17 protein-coding genes and 1 tRNA gene are annotated in these 17,723 nt (G+C 62.5%); 11 read left to right on the plus strand and 7 right to left on the minus strand.

Going from position 1 to position 17,723, the window contains the following annotated elements; all coding sequences use genetic code 11:
• Window positions 1–33: 33 nt before the first annotated feature.
• The 4 genes from DCO57_RS10950 to DCO57_RS10965 all read left to right on the plus strand — a co-directional run bounded on the left by DCO57_RS10950 (window position 34) and on the right by DCO57_RS10965 (window position 4,698).
• Complete coding sequence (locus tag DCO57_RS10950; RefSeq protein WP_208977894.1) at window positions 34–1,581, plus strand: sugar ABC transporter ATP-binding protein; 1,548 nt, start codon at window positions 34–36, stop codon at window positions 1,579–1,581.
• A complete protein-coding gene (locus DCO57_RS10955) occupies window positions 1,578–2,606 on the plus strand; it encodes an ABC transporter permease (RefSeq protein ID WP_116698929.1) in 1,029 nt (342 codons plus the stop codon). Before DCO57_RS10950 ends, DCO57_RS10955 begins: the two co-directional genes overlap by 4 nt.
• Window positions 2,607–2,663: 57 nt before the next feature.
• A complete protein-coding gene (locus DCO57_RS10960; protein ID WP_244287927.1) occupies window positions 2,664–3,689 on the plus strand; it encodes a substrate-binding domain-containing protein in 1,026 nt (341 codons plus the stop codon).
• 199 nt (window positions 3,690–3,888) lie between these two features.
• The gene (locus tag DCO57_RS10965) at window positions 3,889–4,698 is read left to right on the plus strand and encodes a siderophore-interacting protein (RefSeq protein ID WP_116698931.1); all 810 of its coding nucleotides are present in this window, start codon (window positions 3,889–3,891) and stop codon (window positions 4,696–4,698) included.
• A 24-nt stretch (window positions 4,699–4,722) separates the two neighbouring features.
• Here DCO57_RS10965 and DCO57_RS10970 read toward each other — a convergent pair whose 3' ends face one another.
• The 3 genes from DCO57_RS10970 to DCO57_RS10980 form a co-directional block, all read right to left on the minus strand.
• A complete protein-coding gene (locus tag DCO57_RS10970; protein ID WP_116699001.1) occupies window positions 4,723–5,265 on the minus strand; it encodes an NADPH-dependent FMN reductase in 543 nt (180 codons plus the stop codon).
• Between the two features lie 72 nt (window positions 5,266–5,337).
• Window positions 5,338–6,087 (minus strand): pyridoxine 5'-phosphate synthase, encoded by a 750-nt coding sequence (locus tag DCO57_RS10975; RefSeq protein WP_116698932.1) that lies wholly within the window; start codon window positions 6,085–6,087, stop codon window positions 5,338–5,340.
• 170 nt (window positions 6,088–6,257) lie between these two features.
• A complete protein-coding gene (locus tag DCO57_RS10980) occupies window positions 6,258–7,193 on the minus strand; it encodes a helix-turn-helix domain-containing protein (RefSeq protein WP_116698933.1) in 936 nt (311 codons plus the stop codon).
• A gap of 90 nt (window positions 7,194–7,283) precedes the next feature.
• Between DCO57_RS10980 and DCO57_RS10985 the strand changes: the two genes are divergently transcribed.
• Window positions 7,284–7,787, plus strand: coding sequence for an isochorismatase family protein (locus DCO57_RS10985; RefSeq protein ID WP_116698934.1), 504 nt, complete (start codon window positions 7,284–7,286; stop codon window positions 7,785–7,787).
• Between the two features lie 58 nt (window positions 7,788–7,845).
• Here DCO57_RS10985 and DCO57_RS10990 read toward each other — a convergent pair whose 3' ends face one another.
• Window positions 7,846–8,778 carry an AraC family transcriptional regulator gene (locus DCO57_RS10990; protein ID WP_116698935.1) on the minus strand — a complete coding sequence of 311 codons (933 nt, stop codon included), beginning with the start codon at window positions 8,776–8,778 and terminating at the stop codon, window positions 7,846–7,848.
• Window positions 8,779–8,873: 95 nt separating this feature from the next.
• Here DCO57_RS10990 and DCO57_RS10995 point away from each other — a divergent pair, with 95 nt between their 5' ends.
• Window positions 8,874–9,623, plus strand: a complete 750-nt coding sequence (locus DCO57_RS10995) for an SDR family oxidoreductase (protein WP_116698936.1) — start codon at window positions 8,874–8,876, stop codon at window positions 9,621–9,623.
• Between the two features lie 416 nt (window positions 9,624–10,039).
• The gene (locus DCO57_RS11000) at window positions 10,040–11,299 is read left to right on the plus strand and encodes a GGDEF domain-containing protein (protein WP_116698937.1); all 1,260 of its coding nucleotides are present in this window, start codon (window positions 10,040–10,042) and stop codon (window positions 11,297–11,299) included.
• Window positions 11,300–11,311: 12 nt separating this feature from the next.
• Here the strand turns inward: DCO57_RS11000 and serA are convergent, their stop codons facing one another.
• The gene (gene serA, locus DCO57_RS11005; protein WP_116698938.1) at window positions 11,312–12,556 is read right to left on the minus strand and encodes a phosphoglycerate dehydrogenase; all 1,245 of its coding nucleotides are present in this window, start codon (window positions 12,554–12,556) and stop codon (window positions 11,312–11,314) included.
• Between the two features lie 252 nt (window positions 12,557–12,808).
• Here serA and DCO57_RS11010 point away from each other — a divergent pair, with 252 nt between their 5' ends.
• Window positions 12,809–13,552 (plus strand): 2OG-Fe(II) oxygenase, encoded by a 744-nt coding sequence (locus tag DCO57_RS11010; RefSeq protein WP_116698939.1) that lies wholly within the window; start codon window positions 12,809–12,811, stop codon window positions 13,550–13,552.
• Window positions 13,553–13,658: 106 nt separating this feature from the next.
• On the opposite strand, the gene ilvN is transcribed toward DCO57_RS11010, so the two are convergent.
• Together ilvN and DCO57_RS11020 are read right to left on the minus strand one after the other, a co-directional pair.
• On the minus strand, window positions 13,659–14,231 hold the full coding sequence (ilvN, locus tag DCO57_RS11015) for an acetolactate synthase small subunit (RefSeq protein ID WP_116698940.1): 573 nt from the start codon (window positions 14,229–14,231) through the stop codon (window positions 13,659–13,661).
• Window positions 14,232–14,257: 26 nt separating this feature from the next.
• Complete coding sequence (locus DCO57_RS11020) at window positions 14,258–16,033, minus strand: acetolactate synthase 3 large subunit (protein ID WP_116698941.1); 1,776 nt, start codon at window positions 16,031–16,033, stop codon at window positions 14,258–14,260.
• 639 nt (window positions 16,034–16,672) lie between these two features.
• Here DCO57_RS11020 and DCO57_RS11025 point away from each other — a divergent pair.
• The 3 genes from DCO57_RS11025 (at window position 16,673) to DCO57_RS11035 (ending at window position 17,649) form a co-directional block, all read left to right on the plus strand.
• Window positions 16,673–16,748, plus strand: a tRNA-Lys gene (locus tag DCO57_RS11025).
• 254 nt (window positions 16,749–17,002) lie between these two features.
• Complete coding sequence (locus DCO57_RS11030) at window positions 17,003–17,341, plus strand: type II toxin-antitoxin system RelE/ParE family toxin (protein ID WP_116698942.1); 339 nt, start codon at window positions 17,003–17,005, stop codon at window positions 17,339–17,341.
• Window positions 17,329–17,649 (plus strand): transcriptional regulator, encoded by a 321-nt coding sequence (locus tag DCO57_RS11035; RefSeq protein WP_116698943.1) that lies wholly within the window; start codon window positions 17,329–17,331, stop codon window positions 17,647–17,649. Before DCO57_RS11030 ends, DCO57_RS11035 begins: the two co-directional genes overlap by 13 nt.
• Window positions 17,650–17,723 lie beyond the last annotated feature (74 nt).

Consider the following 17,723-nt stretch of genomic DNA (forward strand, 5'->3'; position numbering starts at 1 on the left):
GAGAGAGGAGCTCGTCAGAAATTGGGAGGAAAGGTGAAAGATATCACCTGCAAATTACACGCTCTGGAGAAATCCTTCGGTCGCAACCACGTGCTGCGCGGCATCGATCTGGAATTGCGCGCTGGCGAGGTCACGGCCCTGATGGGAGCGAATGGCGCTGGCAAGTCGACGCTGGTCAAGATCCTGTGCGGTTACCATTTCGCGGATTCGGGCCAAATGGAGCTGGGCGGGGCGTCCTATGCGCCGGCCGATGCGGCCGATGCCATTTCCAAGGGTGTCGTCACGGTGCATCAGTCCATCGACGACGGCGTCATTCCCGATCTCGACGTTGCCACCAACCTGACCCTGGACCGGCTGACGGAGCCGGGAGTCGGCCTGTTCGTCAACGACCGCAAGCTCCGCCGCCAGGCCCGCGCCGTGGCCGAAAGCATGGGGCTGACGATGGATGTGCGCACCCGCGTCGCCGATCTCGACGTCGCCGACCGGCAGATGATCGCGATTGCCCGGGCGATGGCGAGATCGCCGAAGCTCCTGATCCTCGACGAACCGACATCGTCCCTGTCCGCGTCCGAGGCGGACCGTCTGTTCAACCTGATCGACAGGCTCCGGGCCGACGGCGTCGCCATCCTGTATATTTCCCACCGCATGTCCGACATCCGCCGGGTGGCGGACCGGATCGTCTCCATGCGTGACGGCGCCATTTCGGGCGTCTTCGACACGGAGCCGCTTGACTATGTCGGCGCGGTCAATGCCATGCTCGGTCATCAGATGACCGAGGTTGACATCGATCCGGTGGCGGGGGGCGCAGCCGTTCTGGATGTGCGGGAGCTGCGGTTGTTCGAGGGCAATCCGCCCATCAATTTCACGGCCAGGGAAGGCGAGGTCATCGCGTTCACCGGCCTTCTGGGCAGCGGTACCACTGAGCTTGCCGAGGTTCTTTTCGGCCTTGCCGAACCGGCGGAGGGGACACTTCTTCTCGACGGCAAGGCCTATCACCCGTCAAATGCTTCGGAAGCGGTTGCCAGCGGCGTGTTCATGTCGCCCAAGGACCGCAGCGACAATGCGGTGATCGCCGATTTCGACATCGCCGACAACATGACCCTGCCGTTCCTGAAGGCCTTCAGCCGGTTCTCCTTCCTGAGCGAACGTGCTCAGCGCCGGGCCAGCGCCAGCATGATCGACAAGATCGGCGTCAAGTGCCAGAGCGAGCGGGACGGCATCGGCACACTCTCGGGCGGCAATCAGCAGAAGGTCATGATCGGCCGCTGGCTGCTCGAAGAATCCCGCGTGCTTCTGCTCGACGAACCCTTCCAGGGCGTGGACATCGGCGCCCGGCGGGACATCGGGCATTATATCCGCCAGACCGCAGCCGGCCGTGCGACGCTGGTTTTCGTCGCGGAAATCGACGAGGCCCTTGAAATCGCGGACCGCATCATCGTTCTCAATGAGGCGATGATCGCCGGTGAATACGTCAACAGGAACGTGGACCTGAACCATCTGGTCGCGGCCGTATCCGGCCCGGCCAGGCCGCAGGCTTCCGACCAACCGCTTCCCCCGTCCCCAAACCAGGCAATGGCATGACTTCAAACGACACATCCAGGACTGCACTCGAGCTCGCCATCCGCTACGGCTTCATCGTGCTGCTGTGCGGACTTGCTGTTTTCTTCAGCATCTACGCCAGCGGCTTTGCCAGCGCCCGGTCGGCGGTGTTCGTTTTCCAGTCGGTGGCCATCACCGGCATTCTGGCTCTTGGCGTGACCTGCACGCTGGTCGTCGGCGGCTTCGATCTGTCGATCGGCTCGGTGGCAACCTCCGCGCTCATGCTGTCCGCCTATACCATGGTGATCCTGGAACAATCGGCGTTCGTGGCCGTCGTCGTGTGCCTTGCCATGGGAGCCCTGGTGGGGCTGATCAACGGGCTGCTGATCGTCAAGATGCGCGTTCCCGACCTTCTGGCGACCCTGGGGATGATGTTCCTTCTGATCGGCCTGCAACGCATTCCGACCCAGGGCAATTCCATCGCCACCGGCATGAACCTGCCGGACGGCTCGGTGGCCGAAGGCACCTTTTCCGCTGCCTTCCTGTGGCTGGGACGGCATCGTTTCGATCTCTTTCTCGACCGGCTGCTGCCGGTTCCGGTGGTCGTCTTCCTGCTGATCGCGCTGATCATCTGGCTGTTTCTCGGCTACACCCGCCATGGTCGGCTGATGTATGCCATCGGGTCCAATGAGCGGGCCGCCGGCCTGGTCGGCACCAATGTGCACCGCTACAAGATCGTCGCCTACATGATTTCCGGCATGCTCGCCTCGGTCGGCGGCATCCTGCTTGCCGCACGGCTCGGCCGCGGCGACATCGCGTCGGGCAACAACCTTCTGCTCGACAGTGTGGCCGCCGCCCTGATCGGTTTCGCGGTTCTGGGCGCTGCCCGTCCGAACGCCTTCGGGACGGCGGCAGGGGCCCTTTTCGTCGGCATTCTTCTCCAGGGGCTCACCATGATGAATGCCCCTTATTACATGCAGGACTTCGTCAAGGGCGCCGTGCTTGTCGCCGCCCTTGTCTTTACGTTCTACCTGTCCTCGCGACGCGGCGGCAGGAGAACAGCGTGACGCCGGCAAGGCGCCCGTTCGAAAATGGGAGGATACACAATGTTGAGACGTGAATTCATGAAGCTCGCGGTTGCCGCCGGGCTGGGACTGTCCGGAATCGGCGGCGCATACGCCGCCGACATGCCGGCCCCGTTCGACAAGCCCGAGGATGTGAAGATCGCGCTGGTGCGCTACCTGTCCACCGGTGACTTCTTCCAGTCGTATCTTTCAGGCGTCGAAAAACAGGCCGAGGCGCTCGGCGTGGATCTGCGCGTGCTGGACAGCCGCCAGGATGCCGCCCTGCAGGCCGATATGGTCGATCAGGCGATTGCACTCGGCGTTGACGGTATCATCATCCAGCACGGGCTGACGGAATCCATGAAACCCGCCGCCCAGCGTGCGGTCGAGGCCGGTATCAAGGTGGTGGCCTTCGACGTCAACGTTGAAAACGATGCCATCCCCCAGGTCGAGCAGTCCGATTATCTTCTCGGCAAGCTGGCTCTGGAACAGGCCATCAAGGACAATGGCGACAGCTTCACCGCGGGCTATGTCTATGTGCCCGGCATTGCGCCGCTCGACCGGCGCGATGTTGCCTGGAAGGAGGTCAAGGCCGCCAATGTGGGCATCAAGGAAGCGGCCATGTTCGGCACGCTCGACAACCCGATCGCCAATTCGGTGGCCAACCAGGCGCGCTCCGTGCTTCAGGCCAATCCGACGATCTCCGTCATCTTTGCTCCGTATGACGAATTCGCCAAGGGCGTGAAGATCGCCGTCGACGAGGCCGGTCTCAACCAGGACATCAAGATCTACTCGGCCGATGTTTCGACCGCGGATATTTCCGCCATGCGTGAGCCCGACAGCGCCTGGGCCGCGACGGTCGCGACCAATCCTGCCGTTGTCGGCGAAGTGAGCGTGCGTACGCTTGCGCTGATGCTTGCCGGTGAAAACCCGGGCAAGCAGGTGATCGTCCCGCCGACCCTGATCACCCAGGACTTCCTGAACGAACAGGACGTGAAGAACATGGCGGATCTGGGGGCGAAGATGCCGCAGTTCCAGCATGCGGATGTCTCCACCGCCGAATGGATCCCGTTGCCCAAGCGGTAAGTCTCCGCCCGCAATGGCGGTGCCGGAAGAGATGCAAGCCTTCGAGAACCCGGCAGTCATGCCGGGTTTTTCGCTTCAAGGGGCATGAAAAGAAGAGAGGTGACGGACTGTCTTCAAATTCTCTGCGATGCGGGTCTTTAAATACGGCATTGCCGATGTTAAATCCTGATAAATACAGTCATCTTTAAGGGGTGCTTCATTGGCCAGCCGTCCGAAACGTCGTCCCCGGTTCCTCACGGTCCGGCGCGCAAGCTATCTCAGCCCGCACATGATCCGCGTCACTTTTGCCGGGCCTGAACTGGAAGGTTTTCCGGAAGGGCATGAAGGAGCGAACTGCAAGCTGGTGCTGCCGCGCGAGGGCGAAAGCCGCGAAGCGTTCGAGGCATGGTTTGCGCCGGACGGTCCCGAGGAAAGGGTTCATGCGGTGCGTACCTACACCATACGCGCCTTCCGGCCCGAGAGCCTGGAACTGGACATCGATTTTGTCGCCCATGGCGAGGAGGGGCCTGCCACGTGCTGGGCGCAGCGCGCTCAGGAAGGCTCGTTTCTCGGTCTGCTGGGGCCGGGCCCCGCGAAGATCACTGATTTCTATGCGGACTGGTATCTGGTGGCGGCCGATCTCTCGGCCCTGCCGATTGCCGAGGCGACGCTTGAGGCGATGCCCGCGGACGCGCATGGTGTTGCCGTCTTCGAGGTGCCTTCCACGGAAGATATCCGCAGCATAACCGCGCCAAAGGGCATCGAGGTCAACTGGCTGGTCCACGAGGATGTCCATACACCGTCGAGCGCCCAGGTGGAGCTGATCCGCGCGCTGGAGTGGCCGTCCGGGACCGTCCAGACCTGTATCGCCGGTGAAAGTTCGGTCATCCGCTCATTGCGCGACTACCTGCACAATGAGCGCAGCGTGCCGAAGAAGGACACCTATATTTCCGGCTACTGGAAGATCGGACTGGTCGAGGACCAGCACCAGCAGATGAAACGCGCGGAAGCGGCGGCGGTTCAGGCCTAGGTTGGGAGCCGGTCGCCCTTGCTGCTATTGCGGTCCCGGGCGCATGGCGGTCCGGAATGCCTCGAGCGCAGCAGTGATTGCCGATCTGTGGCCGGGGTGGGTGCAGATCGTCTCCATGTCCAGCGTGTTGGTGGTCAGCCCCAGATTGAACCCGGCTTCCGGAACGATCCGGGCAGCCATCGTCCCGAGAACCTCCTCAAGCTGCGCCGGTGCGAAAGCATGACGGGCGCTCACATGGGCCAGGGCAACGGGCTTGCCGGGAAAGCGCGGGCAGCCGACCATCCAGTCCAGGGCGTTTTTGAAGCTCCCCGGCAGGCTGTGCATGTATTCGGGAACCGCGAACACAAGACCGTCCGCCGCAGCAACCTGATCGCGCAGCTCCCGCGCCCTTGGCGGGAGCAGGGCGTCATGATCCAGATCCGGGGCGAAATGGGGAAGCGACGCGATGCCTTCATATGCGTGCACGGAGATACCTTCCGGTGCAAGCCGTTCGACGGCGCGCAGAAGTGCCCGGTTGGAGGAGGCGGCCCGCAGGCTGCCGCAAAATGTGAGAATCTGAAAAGTCATGGCACCGGTCATGCTCCTGAAACGAGGTAGCCTACCGGATTCGTCGTTGCCTGTGCGCCTTCAGATCCAGGGTCAGAGTTCGCCCATGGACTTGCGGAACCGGTTGACGCTTTCGGCGAAGCCGTGAATCAGTGCGTCGGCGGTGAAGCCGTGGCCGATGGACATTTCCCGGATGAACGGCGCGCGGGCGAGCAGGGCCGGGATGTTGTCCACCGTCAGGTCATGTCCGGCGTTGACGCCAAGGTCGCAGGCGCGGGCGGCTTCCGCCGTGGCGACAACCTTGTCGAGTTCCTTCGCCGCCCCGGCCGGATCGTCGTAACAGGCGCCATAGGGACCGGTGTAGATCTCGATCCGTTCCGCTCCCAGGCGGGCTGCGTGTTCGGCTGCATTCGGATCCGGGTCGCAGAACAGCGACACGGTGACAGCCCATTCCTTCGCCGCGGCCATGGCAGTCTCGAGCGCACCGGTGTCCCGGGCGAAATTCCAGCCGTGGTCGGATGTGGACTGCTCCGGATCGTCCGGCACGAACAGAACCTGCTCCGGCCGGGCTTCCTCCACGAGTTTGAGGAAATCCGGCGCCGGATAGCCCTCCAGGCACAATTCCTTGTGGGGAAAGCGGTCCTCGATCAGTTCCGCCAGATCGAAGACATCGGATCTGCGGATGTGCCGCTCGTCCGGGCGGGGATGCACGGTAATGCCTTTCGCGCCGGCTTCCATGGCGATCGCCGCAAGTCCGGTGACGCTGGGCCAGGGCAGGTCGCGGCGGTTGCGCAACATGGCGACGGCATTGACGTTGACGGAGAGGCGGGAAACGACAGACATTGTTAAAATTCCGGATGAAGCGTTTACCAGTCTGCTTTAGGCATCTGGACCATTCCCGCAAGAATATTTTCAAAGCCATTGATGTCAAACGGGGAATTGTCCCTAGGGACAATGTTTTCCGGCCGGTTCAATCCCCTGGCTGGTGCCGGCGGGAGGCGCGATGCGCAGGGTCATCCGATCCGCTGTCTGGCCAGCCATTGCGTCGGTGTCATGCCCAGTTCGCCGCGAAAGGCCTTGCGCAGCGAGGGGGCATCGGGAAAGCCGCTGCCGGCTGCGATGCGCTCAAGTCCCTTCTCGCCGCGCAGCAGCATGTCCTGCGCGCGGGCGATGCGGGCGCGGCGCAGCCAGTCGCCCAGACTGCCGCCTGTGCGTGCGCGGATATGCCTGCTCAGGCTGCGACGGCTGACCCCGACCCTGGCGGCTAGTTGGTCAAGAGTGGGGCTTTGAACCGGGTTCGCCCATAGGTCTTCGAGCATTTCGGCAACCCGGCGCTCCGCCGAAGAGGCGGGGGCGGGCCGCTCGATCAACTGCGGTTGCTCGCCGCCCCTTTGCGGTGCGACGACCAGATGGCGGGCAACGCGGTTGGCCTCTGCGAGGCCGGAGAGGCGGGCCAGCAGATGCAGGCAGCAATCCAGCCCGGCGGCGATTCCCGCCGAGGTGACCACCTGGCCGTCGTCGACATAGATCGCCTTCGCATCGATCCGGACGGCCGGATAGCGGGCGCCGAGCTCCGCGACCCGCGCCCAGTGGGTCGTTGCGCGCCGGCCGTCGAGAAGTCCGGCCTCCGCGAGACCGAAGGCGCCGAGGCACAGGCCCGCGACCAGGGCATCGCGCTCATGGGCGGCGCGCAGCTGGTGCACGATGGCGGGGGAAACCGGCTCGCTGGCATCCCGCCACCCGGGCAGTATGACAAGATCCGCGTGACCGGCCGCGTCGAGCAAATGGGTGGTCTCGATGACGAGGCCGCCCGAGGCCGAAATCCGGTTGCTCTCCCCGCACACCACCACATCGTGGCCGCTGGCGAGGAAGGGCTCGCCGAAAACCGCGAGCGGCGTCGAGAGCATGAAGGGGCTTATGCCCTGATAGGCGATGATCGCGATGCGCATTGGCCCGAATTACCCTGAACATGTCCTTCGGGCCACTGAAATATCCCGGATCGAGGCGATAGACGGAAGATACAGCAAAGGAGTAACCCGATGAGCCGTGCCCTTCTCGTGATCGACATCCAGAATGACTATTTTGCCGGTGGCGTCCTGCCGCTGCATCAGGCCGAGGACGTGGAGGCGCGCGTCGTCGCGGCCATCGGCGAAGCGCGGCAGGCCGGCGAGCGCGTCATTCTGGTGAGGCATGTCTCCACGGCGCCGGCGGGTCTGTTCGCCGCGGGCGGCAGCGGCAATGCCATTCGGCCCGCCGTCCTGGCCGCGGCCGGGGAGGTGCCCATTGTGGTCAAGCAGGTGGCCGATGCCTTTCAGGACACGGATCTTTCCGCCCATCTGGAAGGGGTAACGGAGTTGCTGGTCTGCGGAATGATGACCCAGAACTGCGTGGTGTTCACGGCCATGTCGCGGGCGGCGGACCCCTTCGATGTCACGGTCATCGGCGATCTGTGTGCCGCTCCCACGGAGATGGTGCACAAGATTGCCCTGAATGCGCTCGGCTCGAAATTGCGGATCGCCGATTCGGCCGATACCCGGGGCTGAAGCGTCCGGTTGCCATGAGGGCGGGCCGAACATGCGTGCCCGACAGGGAACGCTCGTGTCATGCCATCTGGTCGTGGGGCTCCTGCATGGCTTGGGCGGCGGTTCGGGCGTAATGGGCCGGAGGCTGGCCGACGCGGCGGGAGAAGGCGACGCTGAAGGCGCTTGTCGAACCGTAACCGACTTTCCCGGCAATCTCTGCGATGCTGTGCAGGCCTGTTCGGAGCATGTGTTTGGCAAGCGTGATCCGCCAGTTCTGCAAGTAGTCCATCGGCGGCATGCCCACGACCCGGTTGAACCTTGTGAAAAAGGCGGAGCGCGAAAGGCCTGCATCCCGCGCCAGGGCGGCCACACTCCACGCGTGCCCGGGCGCTGCATGCATGGCACGCAGCGTGCCGGAAAGCCTGTCGTCCGCCAGTGCGCGCAGGAGTCCGGGGGTGGCCTCGGTGTCGGTGCCCGTGCGTAGCGCCTCGATCATCAGAACCTGCAGCAGGTGTTCCAGAACCACATCGCGCGCGGGGCGATCCGCCCGGGCCTCGTCCCGGATCAGTCCCGCAAGGTCTCCGAGCCGTCTTTCGCCCCGCACGACTGTCATATCGGGCAGCAGCGAAACGAGAAGCCCGGCATCGGGCGACCCGAAGCTGCAATGACCTATGAGAAGCTGTTCACCGGCCGGTCCCTCGGGATGTCCCAGTCTTACACTGCCGTCGTTGCGCATTTGCCGCTGGCTTTCCAGTCCCGGCGGCGGAGCGGGATCAACGCTCGACATGGTGTAGGCCTGGGTAGCCGGGATGAGAACGAAATCCCCCTCCTTCAGATCGACTGGCGGCTTGCCGTCGACCTCGAGGCGCGCCCGGCCCGCAAGAAGCAGGCAGTAATAGACCAGTCCGACTTCAGTGCGCCGCGCCCGCCAGGGAGCTGCGGCATCGACCAGTTTGGAGAAGGGCGCCCGCGGTCGCAGCAGGGCGATGATTTCGGACAGAGGATCGGGCATTTCGGACTTTTGCTAAATCAATGCGGATCTTCGGTTATATAAAGTTCGGCTTCCGATGTCGATAGTGCGGTCTTCCACAAACAGGAGAACGCTTCATGAAAACCGTGATGATCACCGGATGTTCCTCGGGCTTCGGTCTTGAAACCGCGCGGCATTTTCTCGACAAGGGCTGGTCCGTCGTTGCCACGATGCGCAGCCCGCGCACGGATCTGCTCGATGCCTCGGATCGTCTGCGCGTGCTGCCGCTCGATGTGACGGACCCGGCCTCGGTCGCCCGCGCGGTCGAGTCGGCCGGACCTATAGATGCACTGGTCAACAATGCCGGGATCGGGTGGATGGGTCCGCTTGAAGGGACATCGGCGGAGGCGATTCGCAATATCTTCGAGACCAACACATTCGGGACAATGGAGATGATCCGAGCTGTCCTGCCGCAGTTCCGCGCGCGGGGCGCCGGGACGATTGTCAATGTGTCCTCCAGTACCACATTGAAACCGCTGCAACTGCTCTCGGTCTACACGGCGAGCAAGTCCGCCTTGAATGCCTTCAGCGAATGTCTGGCGCTGGAACTGGAGCCTTTCGGCATCCGTACGAGACTGGTTCTGCCCGGCCGGGCGCCCGGCACCAGTTTTTCGGCAAATGCCAGGGGGCTGATGGCCGAGGCGGGCGGCATTCCCGAAGCCTACCGCCCGCAGGCGGAGCAGGTCTTCGCCGCAGCTGCGGCGGCCGCGCATGCGGAGATCACCCATGCGCAGGACGTTGTTGCGGCGGTCTGGCGGGCGGTGGTCGACCCCGGCTGTCCGATGAGCCAGACCGCAGGCGCCGACGCGGACGCGCTGGTGGCCTGAGGGAAGAGTCCGGGCCGGCTCTAGTCGGGTCCCCCCGGTCGACAGCGGCAGATGGGTTCAACCCCGATTGTTCAGGTGACAAGGAAGGCTCGCGGCAGACATGCCGCGGGCCTTGCCGGCATTGAAGGGCAGGTGACGAGCGCTCCATGGCCGCGGATTCGGATGGCCGACCGGCTCTTCCGCGGAGTGCTGGCATGTCGTTCCTGCCATCTCGATTGCAAACGATCGGGATCTGACGAAACCCTCTATCGTCTGGCTCATAATTGGTTAGAATTGTTCGTCAAAGGAATCAGGACGTACTCTACGTGAGGACACCTGAAGTGGGGACGCCCTGCAGTCTTCTGAGACCAATTCTAGCCCCATCTTTCGTTGTTTAGAGACCATGAGCTGGTCCACTGACATAAGTTGACCTGCACATGGCAATTTTCAACGCGCTTCTTCTGCTGGCCCAGGCGGCGGTCTATTTCGCTGTCATGATGGCCCTGCTCAGGGCGCGCAGGGTGGTCGGCATCGGTGTCTTCATGTGCGCCCTTGGCGTCATGCACTTCCTGGAAACCTATCTCGCCAGCGTTTTCTACATAGAGCTGCCATTCGGCATCGTTTCGCCGGGGTCCACGGTGCTGTTCTCCGGAAAGCTGCTGATGTTCCTGCTGCTCTATATCCGGGAAGACGCGCTGGTGGCGCGCCAGCCGATCTACGGACTTCTGATCGGCAATTTCCTGATTGTCGCCCTGGTGATGATCCTGCGCAATCATGAGACAATCGTCGTCACAGGTGGCCGCAATCCCGACATCGCCTTTGTGGATGAAATGGGTCTCCTGATGGTGTGGGGGACCTTGCTGCTCTTCATCGATGCGATTGCCATCATCGTGCTGTACGAGCGGATCGGCAAATGGGTCGGAGGAAATCTGGCGCTGCGTTTCCTGATTTGCGGCGCGCTGGTGCTGACCTTCGATCAGGCTGGCTTCTTTCTGGCGCTTCATTACGTTTCCGGCGCGCCGTGGCATGTGTTTATCGGCGGCTGGGTTGCCAAGATGGTGGCAACGGTCGTCTATACCGGGTTGCTGGTGGCCTATCTGAAATATTTCGACAATGAGGACAGCTGGCTCACGAACCGTCCGTTCCGGGACGTCTTTCAGGAACTGACGTTTCGCGAACGCTATCAGAATCTCCTGGAAGCTTCCATCCGCGACCACCTGACCGGCATCCTGGATCGCAGCCAGTACGACGAAAAAGGCCCCGGGATTCTCGCAAGGAACCTCAAGGAAAACCTGCCGCTGTCGCTTCTGGTGATCGATATCGATCACTTCAAGCTCATCAACGACCGCTACGGCCATCAGGCCGGTGACGAGGTTCTGAAGCTGATCGCGCGGCTGCTGACGGAAAACCAGCGGGCTGGCGATCATCTCTACCGGGTCGGCGGTGAGGAATTCGTGCTTATGTGCGAGCGTCTGCCGGTGGAAGGGGCCATCTCCATGGCTGACCGGCTGCGCAAGATGGTCGAACGCTTCAGCAAGGTCTATCTGCCGGAGAAGGTCACCATCAGCATCGGCCTGTCCAGCGCGCCGGAGGACGGGCGAACGCTGGAGGCCCTCTTCAAACGGGCGGACCTCAGGCTTTACGAAGCCAAGAAAGGCGGCCGAAACCAGGTTTGCGGCCCGTCCCGGAGTGCCTGATGCGCCGGCTGATCAGACCCGGTTGAGCAGCCTTGCGCGGATCGTGTTGGGCAGCGCGCGGATCTCTTCCAGAATCTTCACCGGTTCTTCCACCGCGGTGTCGACATCCAGAACCACGTAGCCGATGTCCTGATGGGACTGCAGGTACTGGGCGCAGATGTTGAGATTGTGCCGGGTGAACAGGTCGTTCAGGGTGCGCATGGCGCCCGGAGCGTTGTGGTGTACCTGGATGAAGCGCGTTGCTTCCGTGCCCTTGGAGAGCTGCACCTGGGGGAAGGAGACCGCGCCGACGGTGGAGCCGACGTCGGAATATTCGACCAGCCGCTTGGACACTTCCTCGCCGATCCGGTCCTGAGCCTCTTCCGTCGAACCGCCGACATGGGGGGTCAGGATGACATTGTCGAGACCGCGCAGGGGCGAGACGAATTCGTCCTTGTTGGATTTCGGCTCGACCGGAAACACGTCGATCGCCGCGCCCGCCAGATGGCCGGATTTCAGCGCCCCGGCAAGAGCGTCGATGTCGATCACCTTGCCCCGGGCATTGTTGATCAGGAACGCGCCCTTCTTCATCTTGCCGATCTGTTCGGCGCCGAACATGTTGCGTGTCGCCGGCGTGTCCGGCACATGCAGGGAGACCACATCGGAGGCCTCAAGCAGGGCGTCCAGGCTCTCGGCCGGTGTCACATTGCCGTGCTGGAGCTTGTCGACCAGGTCGGAATAGATGACGCGCATGCCCATGGCTTCGGCCAGGTTCGACAATTGGGTGCCGATATTGCCGTAACCGATGATGCCGAGAGTCTTGCCGCGCACTTCGTGAGAGCCGGCGGCGCTTTTCAGCCAGCGGCCCTGGTGGGCGGCGGAAGATTTGGTGAAGATGCCGCGCATCAGCATGACGATTTCGGCGATCGTCAGTTCCGCCACGGAGCGGGTGTTGGAGAAGGGGGCATTGAAGACCGGAATGCCGCGAGTCAGCGCCCCTTTCAGGTCCACCTGATTGGTGCCGACCGAAAAGCAGCCCACCGCGACAAGGCTCTTGGCCGCTTCCAGGACCTCTTCCGTCAATTGTGTCCGGGAGCGGATCCCGAGGATCTGGACACCCTGGATCTTTTCGATCAGGGCGTCTTTTTCAAGTGCGCCGGGAAGGGTTTCCACATTGGTGTAACCGTTCTTTTCCAGGATCGCGTGCGCTGTCGGGGAAATGCCCTCCAGCAGCAGCCAGCGGATCTGGTTCTTCGGCCGGGACAGACCGTGATTCATGGGCTTGAAGCCTTTTCTTGAACTTGAACTCGTCAGAAAAAGTGCGCCGGCAGGGGCGCGAATTGCCGGTGTCGTATACGCGCTCATCCGTGTCGCGTCTAGGTCACGGAGGCGGTGCGGCGACGCGCCTCATGCGGAAAGGTGCTTTCAGCAAGCCGGCGGCTGGGGGGAAAACTTGTATTGATGCCGGCGGCTCTCCAAGTTAGGGCTTGCCAGCACTCCGCATCCCCCTTCCCGAGGCGTCAGCAATCCATGCTCAAATACCAAAATGCGCAATTCGACTATGAACCCTATCCGGTCTGCTACGTCGAAAACGTTCTTGACGCCGATGTCTACAAGGGGCTCGTCGCAAGCTATCCGCCCAAGGATCTCTTCGAATACAAGCCGAATCTCGGCCACAAGTACTCTCTTTCCGAACTGAACAACCCGGAAAATTACGACAGGTTCCTGTCGCAGACGCCGGTGTGGAAGTCCTTTTACGACCATGTGAAATCGCCGGAATTCGTCGAGAACGTTCTGGCGATGCTCGCCGACAACAATGTCGATCTCGGCCTGAGGCGGCTTCGCGTGCTGTCCGGACGGGCGTCCCACAGGGCCAGCCTGATGAGCCGCTTGCGGCGTCAGACGGAACTGCATGCGCGCTTCGAATTCTCGATGATGCCGGCAGACGGCGGGCAGATCGTGCCGCACACCGATGCGCCGAACAAGCTTATCACGCTGGTCCTGTCGATGATGGAACCCGACGCATGGAACGACGACTGGGGCGGGGGAACGTCCGTTTGCCTGCCGAAGGACCGGACGAAGATCTTCAACCATCTCAACAAGGCCATGCGCTTCGACGAGGTCGACACGCTGAAGACCTTTCCGTTCGAGGCGAACCAGTGCGTCCTGTTCGTGAAGACCTATAATTCCTGGCACCACGTTGCGCCGATCACCGGACCGGAAACGGGCCCGATGCGCAAGACGCTGACGATCAACATCATGAGCCGGGTCTGACGGGCCGGGGCAGGGTCTTCGGCCGTCCGTTGACGGCACATCCGGGTTGAAGGACAACGGCCCGCCGTTTCAGGCGGCGGGCCGGTAGTGTCAAGCTGCGGGGGGCTTAAAGCCCTTCCGGGCCGCGCTGGACGGCGGCGACGCCCGTGCGGGAGACTTCCACGAGGCCGAGCGGCTTCATGATGGCGATGAACTGCTCGATCTTCGAGGTCCGGCCGGTGATCTCGAAGACGAAGTGTTCCGTCGTCGCATCGATCACCGTGGCGCGGAAGGCGTCGCCGAGGCGCAGGGCTTCCAGGCGTTTCTCACCGGTTCCGGCCACCTTGACCAGGGCAAGCTCGCGCTCCAGCGGCTTGTCCTGATTGGCGCGCAGGGCGCGCACGGTCAGGTCGGTCACCCGGTGTACCGGCACCAGCCGGTCGAGCTGGTGGCGGATCTGCTGGATGATCATCGGCGTGCCCGTGGTCACGATGGTGATCCGCGAGAGATGCTTCTCGTGCTCGGTTTCCGAAACGGTGAGGCTGTCGATGTTGTAGCCGCGTCCGGAAAAGAGCCCGATCACGCGGGCCAGGACCCCCGGCTCGTTGTCGACGAGCAGCGAGAGGGTATGGGTTTCGACTTCATTGCTGACTTCAGCCAGGAAATAGGCGGAAGGCGCATCCACATTCTGAGCGTTCATTTTCGATACTATCCTTGTGCCTGGCCTTAAACGAGGGACTTGCCTTCGGCGCTGATCGCGTTGGCAACCGCCTCGTCGTTGGCTTCGTCCGGCAGCAGCATTTCATTGTGGGCCTTGCCCGACGGGATCATCGGGAAACAGTTGGTAAGATTGGCCACCCGGCAATCCATCAGCACAGGCTTGTCGACGGCGATCATCTCCTCGATCGCGCCGTCCAGGTCGCCCGGCTTCTCCACCCGGAAGCCGACACCGCCATAGGCTTCGGCCAGCTTGACGAAATCCGGCAGGCTGTCCGTATAGGAGTGGGAGAGGCGGTTGCCGTGCAGCAGCTGCTGCCACTGGCGCACCATGCCCATGTACTGGTTGTTCAGGATGAACACCTTCACCGGCAGGCCGAACTGGACCGCCGTGGACATCTCCTGGATGTTCATCAGGATGGAGGCATCGCCGGCGATGTCGACGCACAGCGCGTCGCGGTGGGCAACCTGCGCCCCGATGGCCGCCGGCAGGCCGTAGCCCATGGTGCCGAGTCCGCCGGAGGTCAGCCAGTGGTTGGGCTCCTCGAAACCGTAGAACTGGGCCGCCCACATCTGGTGCTGGCCGACTTCCGTGGAAATGAAGGTCTTGCGGTGCCGGGTCAGCTCATAGAGCCGCTGGATCGCATATTGCGGCATGATGACATCGCTGTTGGGCTTGTAGGCCAGCGAATTGCGGGCCCGCCAGCCGTCAATCTGCGTCCACCAGTCCTTCAGGGCCGTCTCGTCGCGCTTCACCGCGGAGGCGCGCCAGATGCGGACCATGTCTTCCAGCACATGCCCGACATCGCCGATGATCGGCAGGTCGACATTGACGGTCTTGTTGATCGACGACGGATCGATGTCGATATGGATCTTGCGGGAATTGGGCGAGAAGGCATCGGTGCGGCCGGTGATGCGGTCGTCGAAGCGGGCACCGATGCAGACCATGACGTCGCAGTCGTGCATGGTCATGTTGGCTTCATAGGTGCCGTGCATGCCCAGCATGCCGAGCCAGTTCTCGCCGGACGCCGGATAGGCACCCAGACCCATCAGGGTGGAGGTGATCGGGAAACCGGTGAGCGACACCAGCTCGCGCAGCAGCTGGCAGGCCTGCGGGCCGGAATTGACGACACCGCCACCGGTATACAGCACGGGCTTCCTGGCGGCGGCCATCAGCTCCACCGCGGCGCGGATGGAGACGGCGTCGCCCTTGACCTGCGGCCGGTAACTCTTGTGGACCGCGGCCGGGTTCGGCGTCGGCCCCTGATAGGTGCCGGTGGCGAACTGGACGTCCTTGGGAATATCGACAACCACGGGGCCGGGACGGCCGGAGGTGGCGACATAGAAGGCCTCGTGCAGGACGCGGGCCAGATCGTCCACATCGCGCACCAGCCAGTTGTGCTTGGTGCAGGGCCGGGTAATGCCGACCGTGTCGCATTCCTGGAAGGCGTCGTTGCCGATGAGATGGGTGGGCACCTGGCCGCTGATGCAGACCAGCGGAATGCTGTCGAGCATCGCGTCGGTCAACGCGGTCACCATGTTGGTGGCGCCCGGACCGGAGGTCACCAGGGCGACACCGGGTTTGCCGGTGGAACGGGCATAGCCTTCCGCGGCATGGCCTGCGCCCTGTTCGTGCCGCACCAGGATGTGCTCCAGACCTTCCTGCTGAATGATCTCGTCATAGATGGGAAGCACAGCACCGCCCGGGTAGCCGAAGATGGTATCAACTCCCTGGTCTTTCAGCGCCTGGATGACCATTTCGGCGCCGGTCATTTCCCGTGTCATTCGTTCCGTCCTTGCATTGACCGCCTGACTTTCCAGGCGTTGGCTCTCGATGTGTTTCTCTTTCGGCCACAGGCATGCGGCATCGAAGAACCGGGTGGGTCCGGGAAGCGATTTTCAGGAGGCGGGTACAAAAAAAGGCCCCTGAGGGAGCCTTGGTCGCGCGCCATCCTGTCCAAACGGGGTTATCCCGCTTCGGAGGCGCGCTTTCCTACCACTACTAGAATGAGTGACATCATCATGTCGTCCCGGTCCTTTGATGCTGCAGGCCCGATGGCCCTGCCGGATAGGAAGCGTGGCGGTTTCCACGCCGGTCGTCCGGCGGGATCACCCCTTCGGAAAGCCGGCACAAGCCGGTCATATCCGCCCGGACTTGATGCGCCGCACCCTAGAGAGGCGGATTTATACGGTCAAGCGCTAATTTCGAAAATTGCGCCAAAGCAGCGCGATGTTTCTGAAAATTTCCTTGCGCGCCGCGCGCACGGCCGCCGGATTGCCCCGGATCTGTTGCCCGGGCCGGTCCGCACTCCCGGTTTGCGGGCAATGATAAAAAAGTGTCGCAAACCCCATTGCGCCGGGAGGGGAGGCGCTATATACACCCCAAATCCGGCGCGCCGCACAATCGTTGCGGCCTTCGTCGATGGGTGTGTAGCTCAGTTGGTAGAGCAGCTGACTCTTAATCAGCGGGTCTGGGGTTCGAGCCCCCACTCACCCACCATTTTCCTTCTTATATGTCGCAATGTCCGACGGGTTGAGCATGGCGCGAAGCACTGCGGAAACTGCTTGCGGGACTGAAATTTCTCTCCCTGATTAAAAGGGCCATCCGGGTGAACGCCAGGTATTTTCCGCGTCCGTGAACCGGAGGTGTCCAGACCCGTACGCCCCCTTTTCCATTGAGAGCTGGAATCAGCTATCCGGACAAGGTGAAGCCTTGTTTGTCTGAGAAGTAACCTATATGTTACTAATTGGCCGTTGGAGCTAGTCGAGTATCTCACCAGTGACGGCAGAAGCCCCTTCGCGGAATGGTATGGCGACCTGAACCCTGCGGCGGCGGCGAAGGTGACAGTTGCTCTGGTGCGAATGGGGCAAGGCAATGTTTCCAATGCCAAGGGAGTGGGAAGCGGTGTTCATGAATTCCGCATCGACTTCGGGCCGGGCTATCGTGTGTATTTCGGCAAGGATGGCGACCGGCTTGTTATCCTGCTTGCCGGTGGCACGAAGAAACGTCAACAACGGGATATCGAGGCCGCCAAGGCCCGTTGGCAGGATTACAAAAGACGAAAGAAACAGGATCAGCTATGGCCGGACTGACACGTGAATTCAAGGAAACGGTGAAAGCGCGCGCCGAGCGCGACCCCGCGTTTCGCGCCGCGCTGCTTTCCGAAGCTGTCGATCTCCTGATTTCAGGTGACGTGGCAACCGGGAAGGCCGTTCTGCGAGACTATATCAAGGCCACCGTCGGCTTTGAAGAGCTCGCCCACGAAGTGGGGACGCCGTCCAAGAGCCTTATCCGGATGCTGGGTGAGAAGGGCAATCCCACTGCTTCGAAACTCTTCGCGGTCATCAGCCTGTTGCAGAAGGTGACCGGGGTGCATTTGACCGTGGGCACCGGCGGATAGCAGCCCTTCGAAATCGGGGACCTGGATATCGAGACGGTCGGCAGCCTCGGGAGGCTTAAATCCGGAGGACCTTT

The sequence above is a fragment of the Labrenzia sp. 011 genome, from assembly GCF_003075075.1.
Classification (GTDB): domain Bacteria; phylum Pseudomonadota; class Alphaproteobacteria; order Rhizobiales; family Stappiaceae; genus Roseibium.

What these genes read in the sequence shown, in the direction of transcription:
- DCO57_RS11020 (WP_116698941.1), bottom strand. Translation starts at nt 16,033, where the DNA reads ATGACACGGGAAATGACCGGCGCCGAAATGGTCATCCAGGCGCTGAAA.
- serA (WP_116698938.1), bottom strand. Translation starts at nt 12,556, where the DNA reads ATGAATCACGGTCTGTCCCGGCCGAAGAACCAGATCCGCTGGCTGCTG.
- DCO57_RS10995 (WP_116698936.1), top strand. Translation starts at nt 8,874, where the DNA reads ATGAAAACCGTGATGATCACCGGATGTTCCTCGGGCTTCGGTCTTGAA.
- DCO57_RS10960 (WP_244287927.1), top strand. Translation starts at nt 2,664, where the DNA reads ATGAAGCTCGCGGTTGCCGCCGGGCTGGGACTGTCCGGAATCGGCGGC.
- DCO57_RS10985 (WP_116698934.1), top strand. Translation starts at nt 7,284, where the DNA reads ATGAGCCGTGCCCTTCTCGTGATCGACATCCAGAATGACTATTTTGCC.
- DCO57_RS11010 (WP_116698939.1), top strand. Translation starts at nt 12,809, where the DNA reads ATGCTCAAATACCAAAATGCGCAATTCGACTATGAACCCTATCCGGTC.
- DCO57_RS10990 (WP_116698935.1), bottom strand. Translation starts at nt 8,778, where the DNA reads ATGCCCGATCCTCTGTCCGAAATCATCGCCCTGCTGCGACCGCGGGCG.
- DCO57_RS10975 (WP_116698932.1), bottom strand. Translation starts at nt 6,087, where the DNA reads ATGTCTGTCGTTTCCCGCCTCTCCGTCAACGTCAATGCCGTCGCCATG.
- DCO57_RS10970 (WP_116699001.1), bottom strand. Translation starts at nt 5,265, where the DNA reads ATGACTTTTCAGATTCTCACATTTTGCGGCAGCCTGCGGGCCGCCTCC.
- DCO57_RS10955 (WP_116698929.1), top strand. Translation starts at nt 1,578, where the DNA reads ATGACTTCAAACGACACATCCAGGACTGCACTCGAGCTCGCCATCCGC.
- DCO57_RS11000 (WP_116698937.1), top strand. Translation starts at nt 10,040, where the DNA reads ATGGCAATTTTCAACGCGCTTCTTCTGCTGGCCCAGGCGGCGGTCTAT.
- ilvN (WP_116698940.1), bottom strand. Translation starts at nt 14,231, where the DNA reads ATGAACGCTCAGAATGTGGATGCGCCTTCCGCCTATTTCCTGGCTGAA.
- DCO57_RS10980 (WP_116698933.1), bottom strand. Translation starts at nt 7,193, where the DNA reads ATGCGCATCGCGATCATCGCCTATCAGGGCATAAGCCCCTTCATGCTC.
- DCO57_RS11035 (WP_116698943.1), top strand. Translation starts at nt 17,329, where the DNA reads ATGGCCGGACTGACACGTGAATTCAAGGAAACGGTGAAAGCGCGCGCC.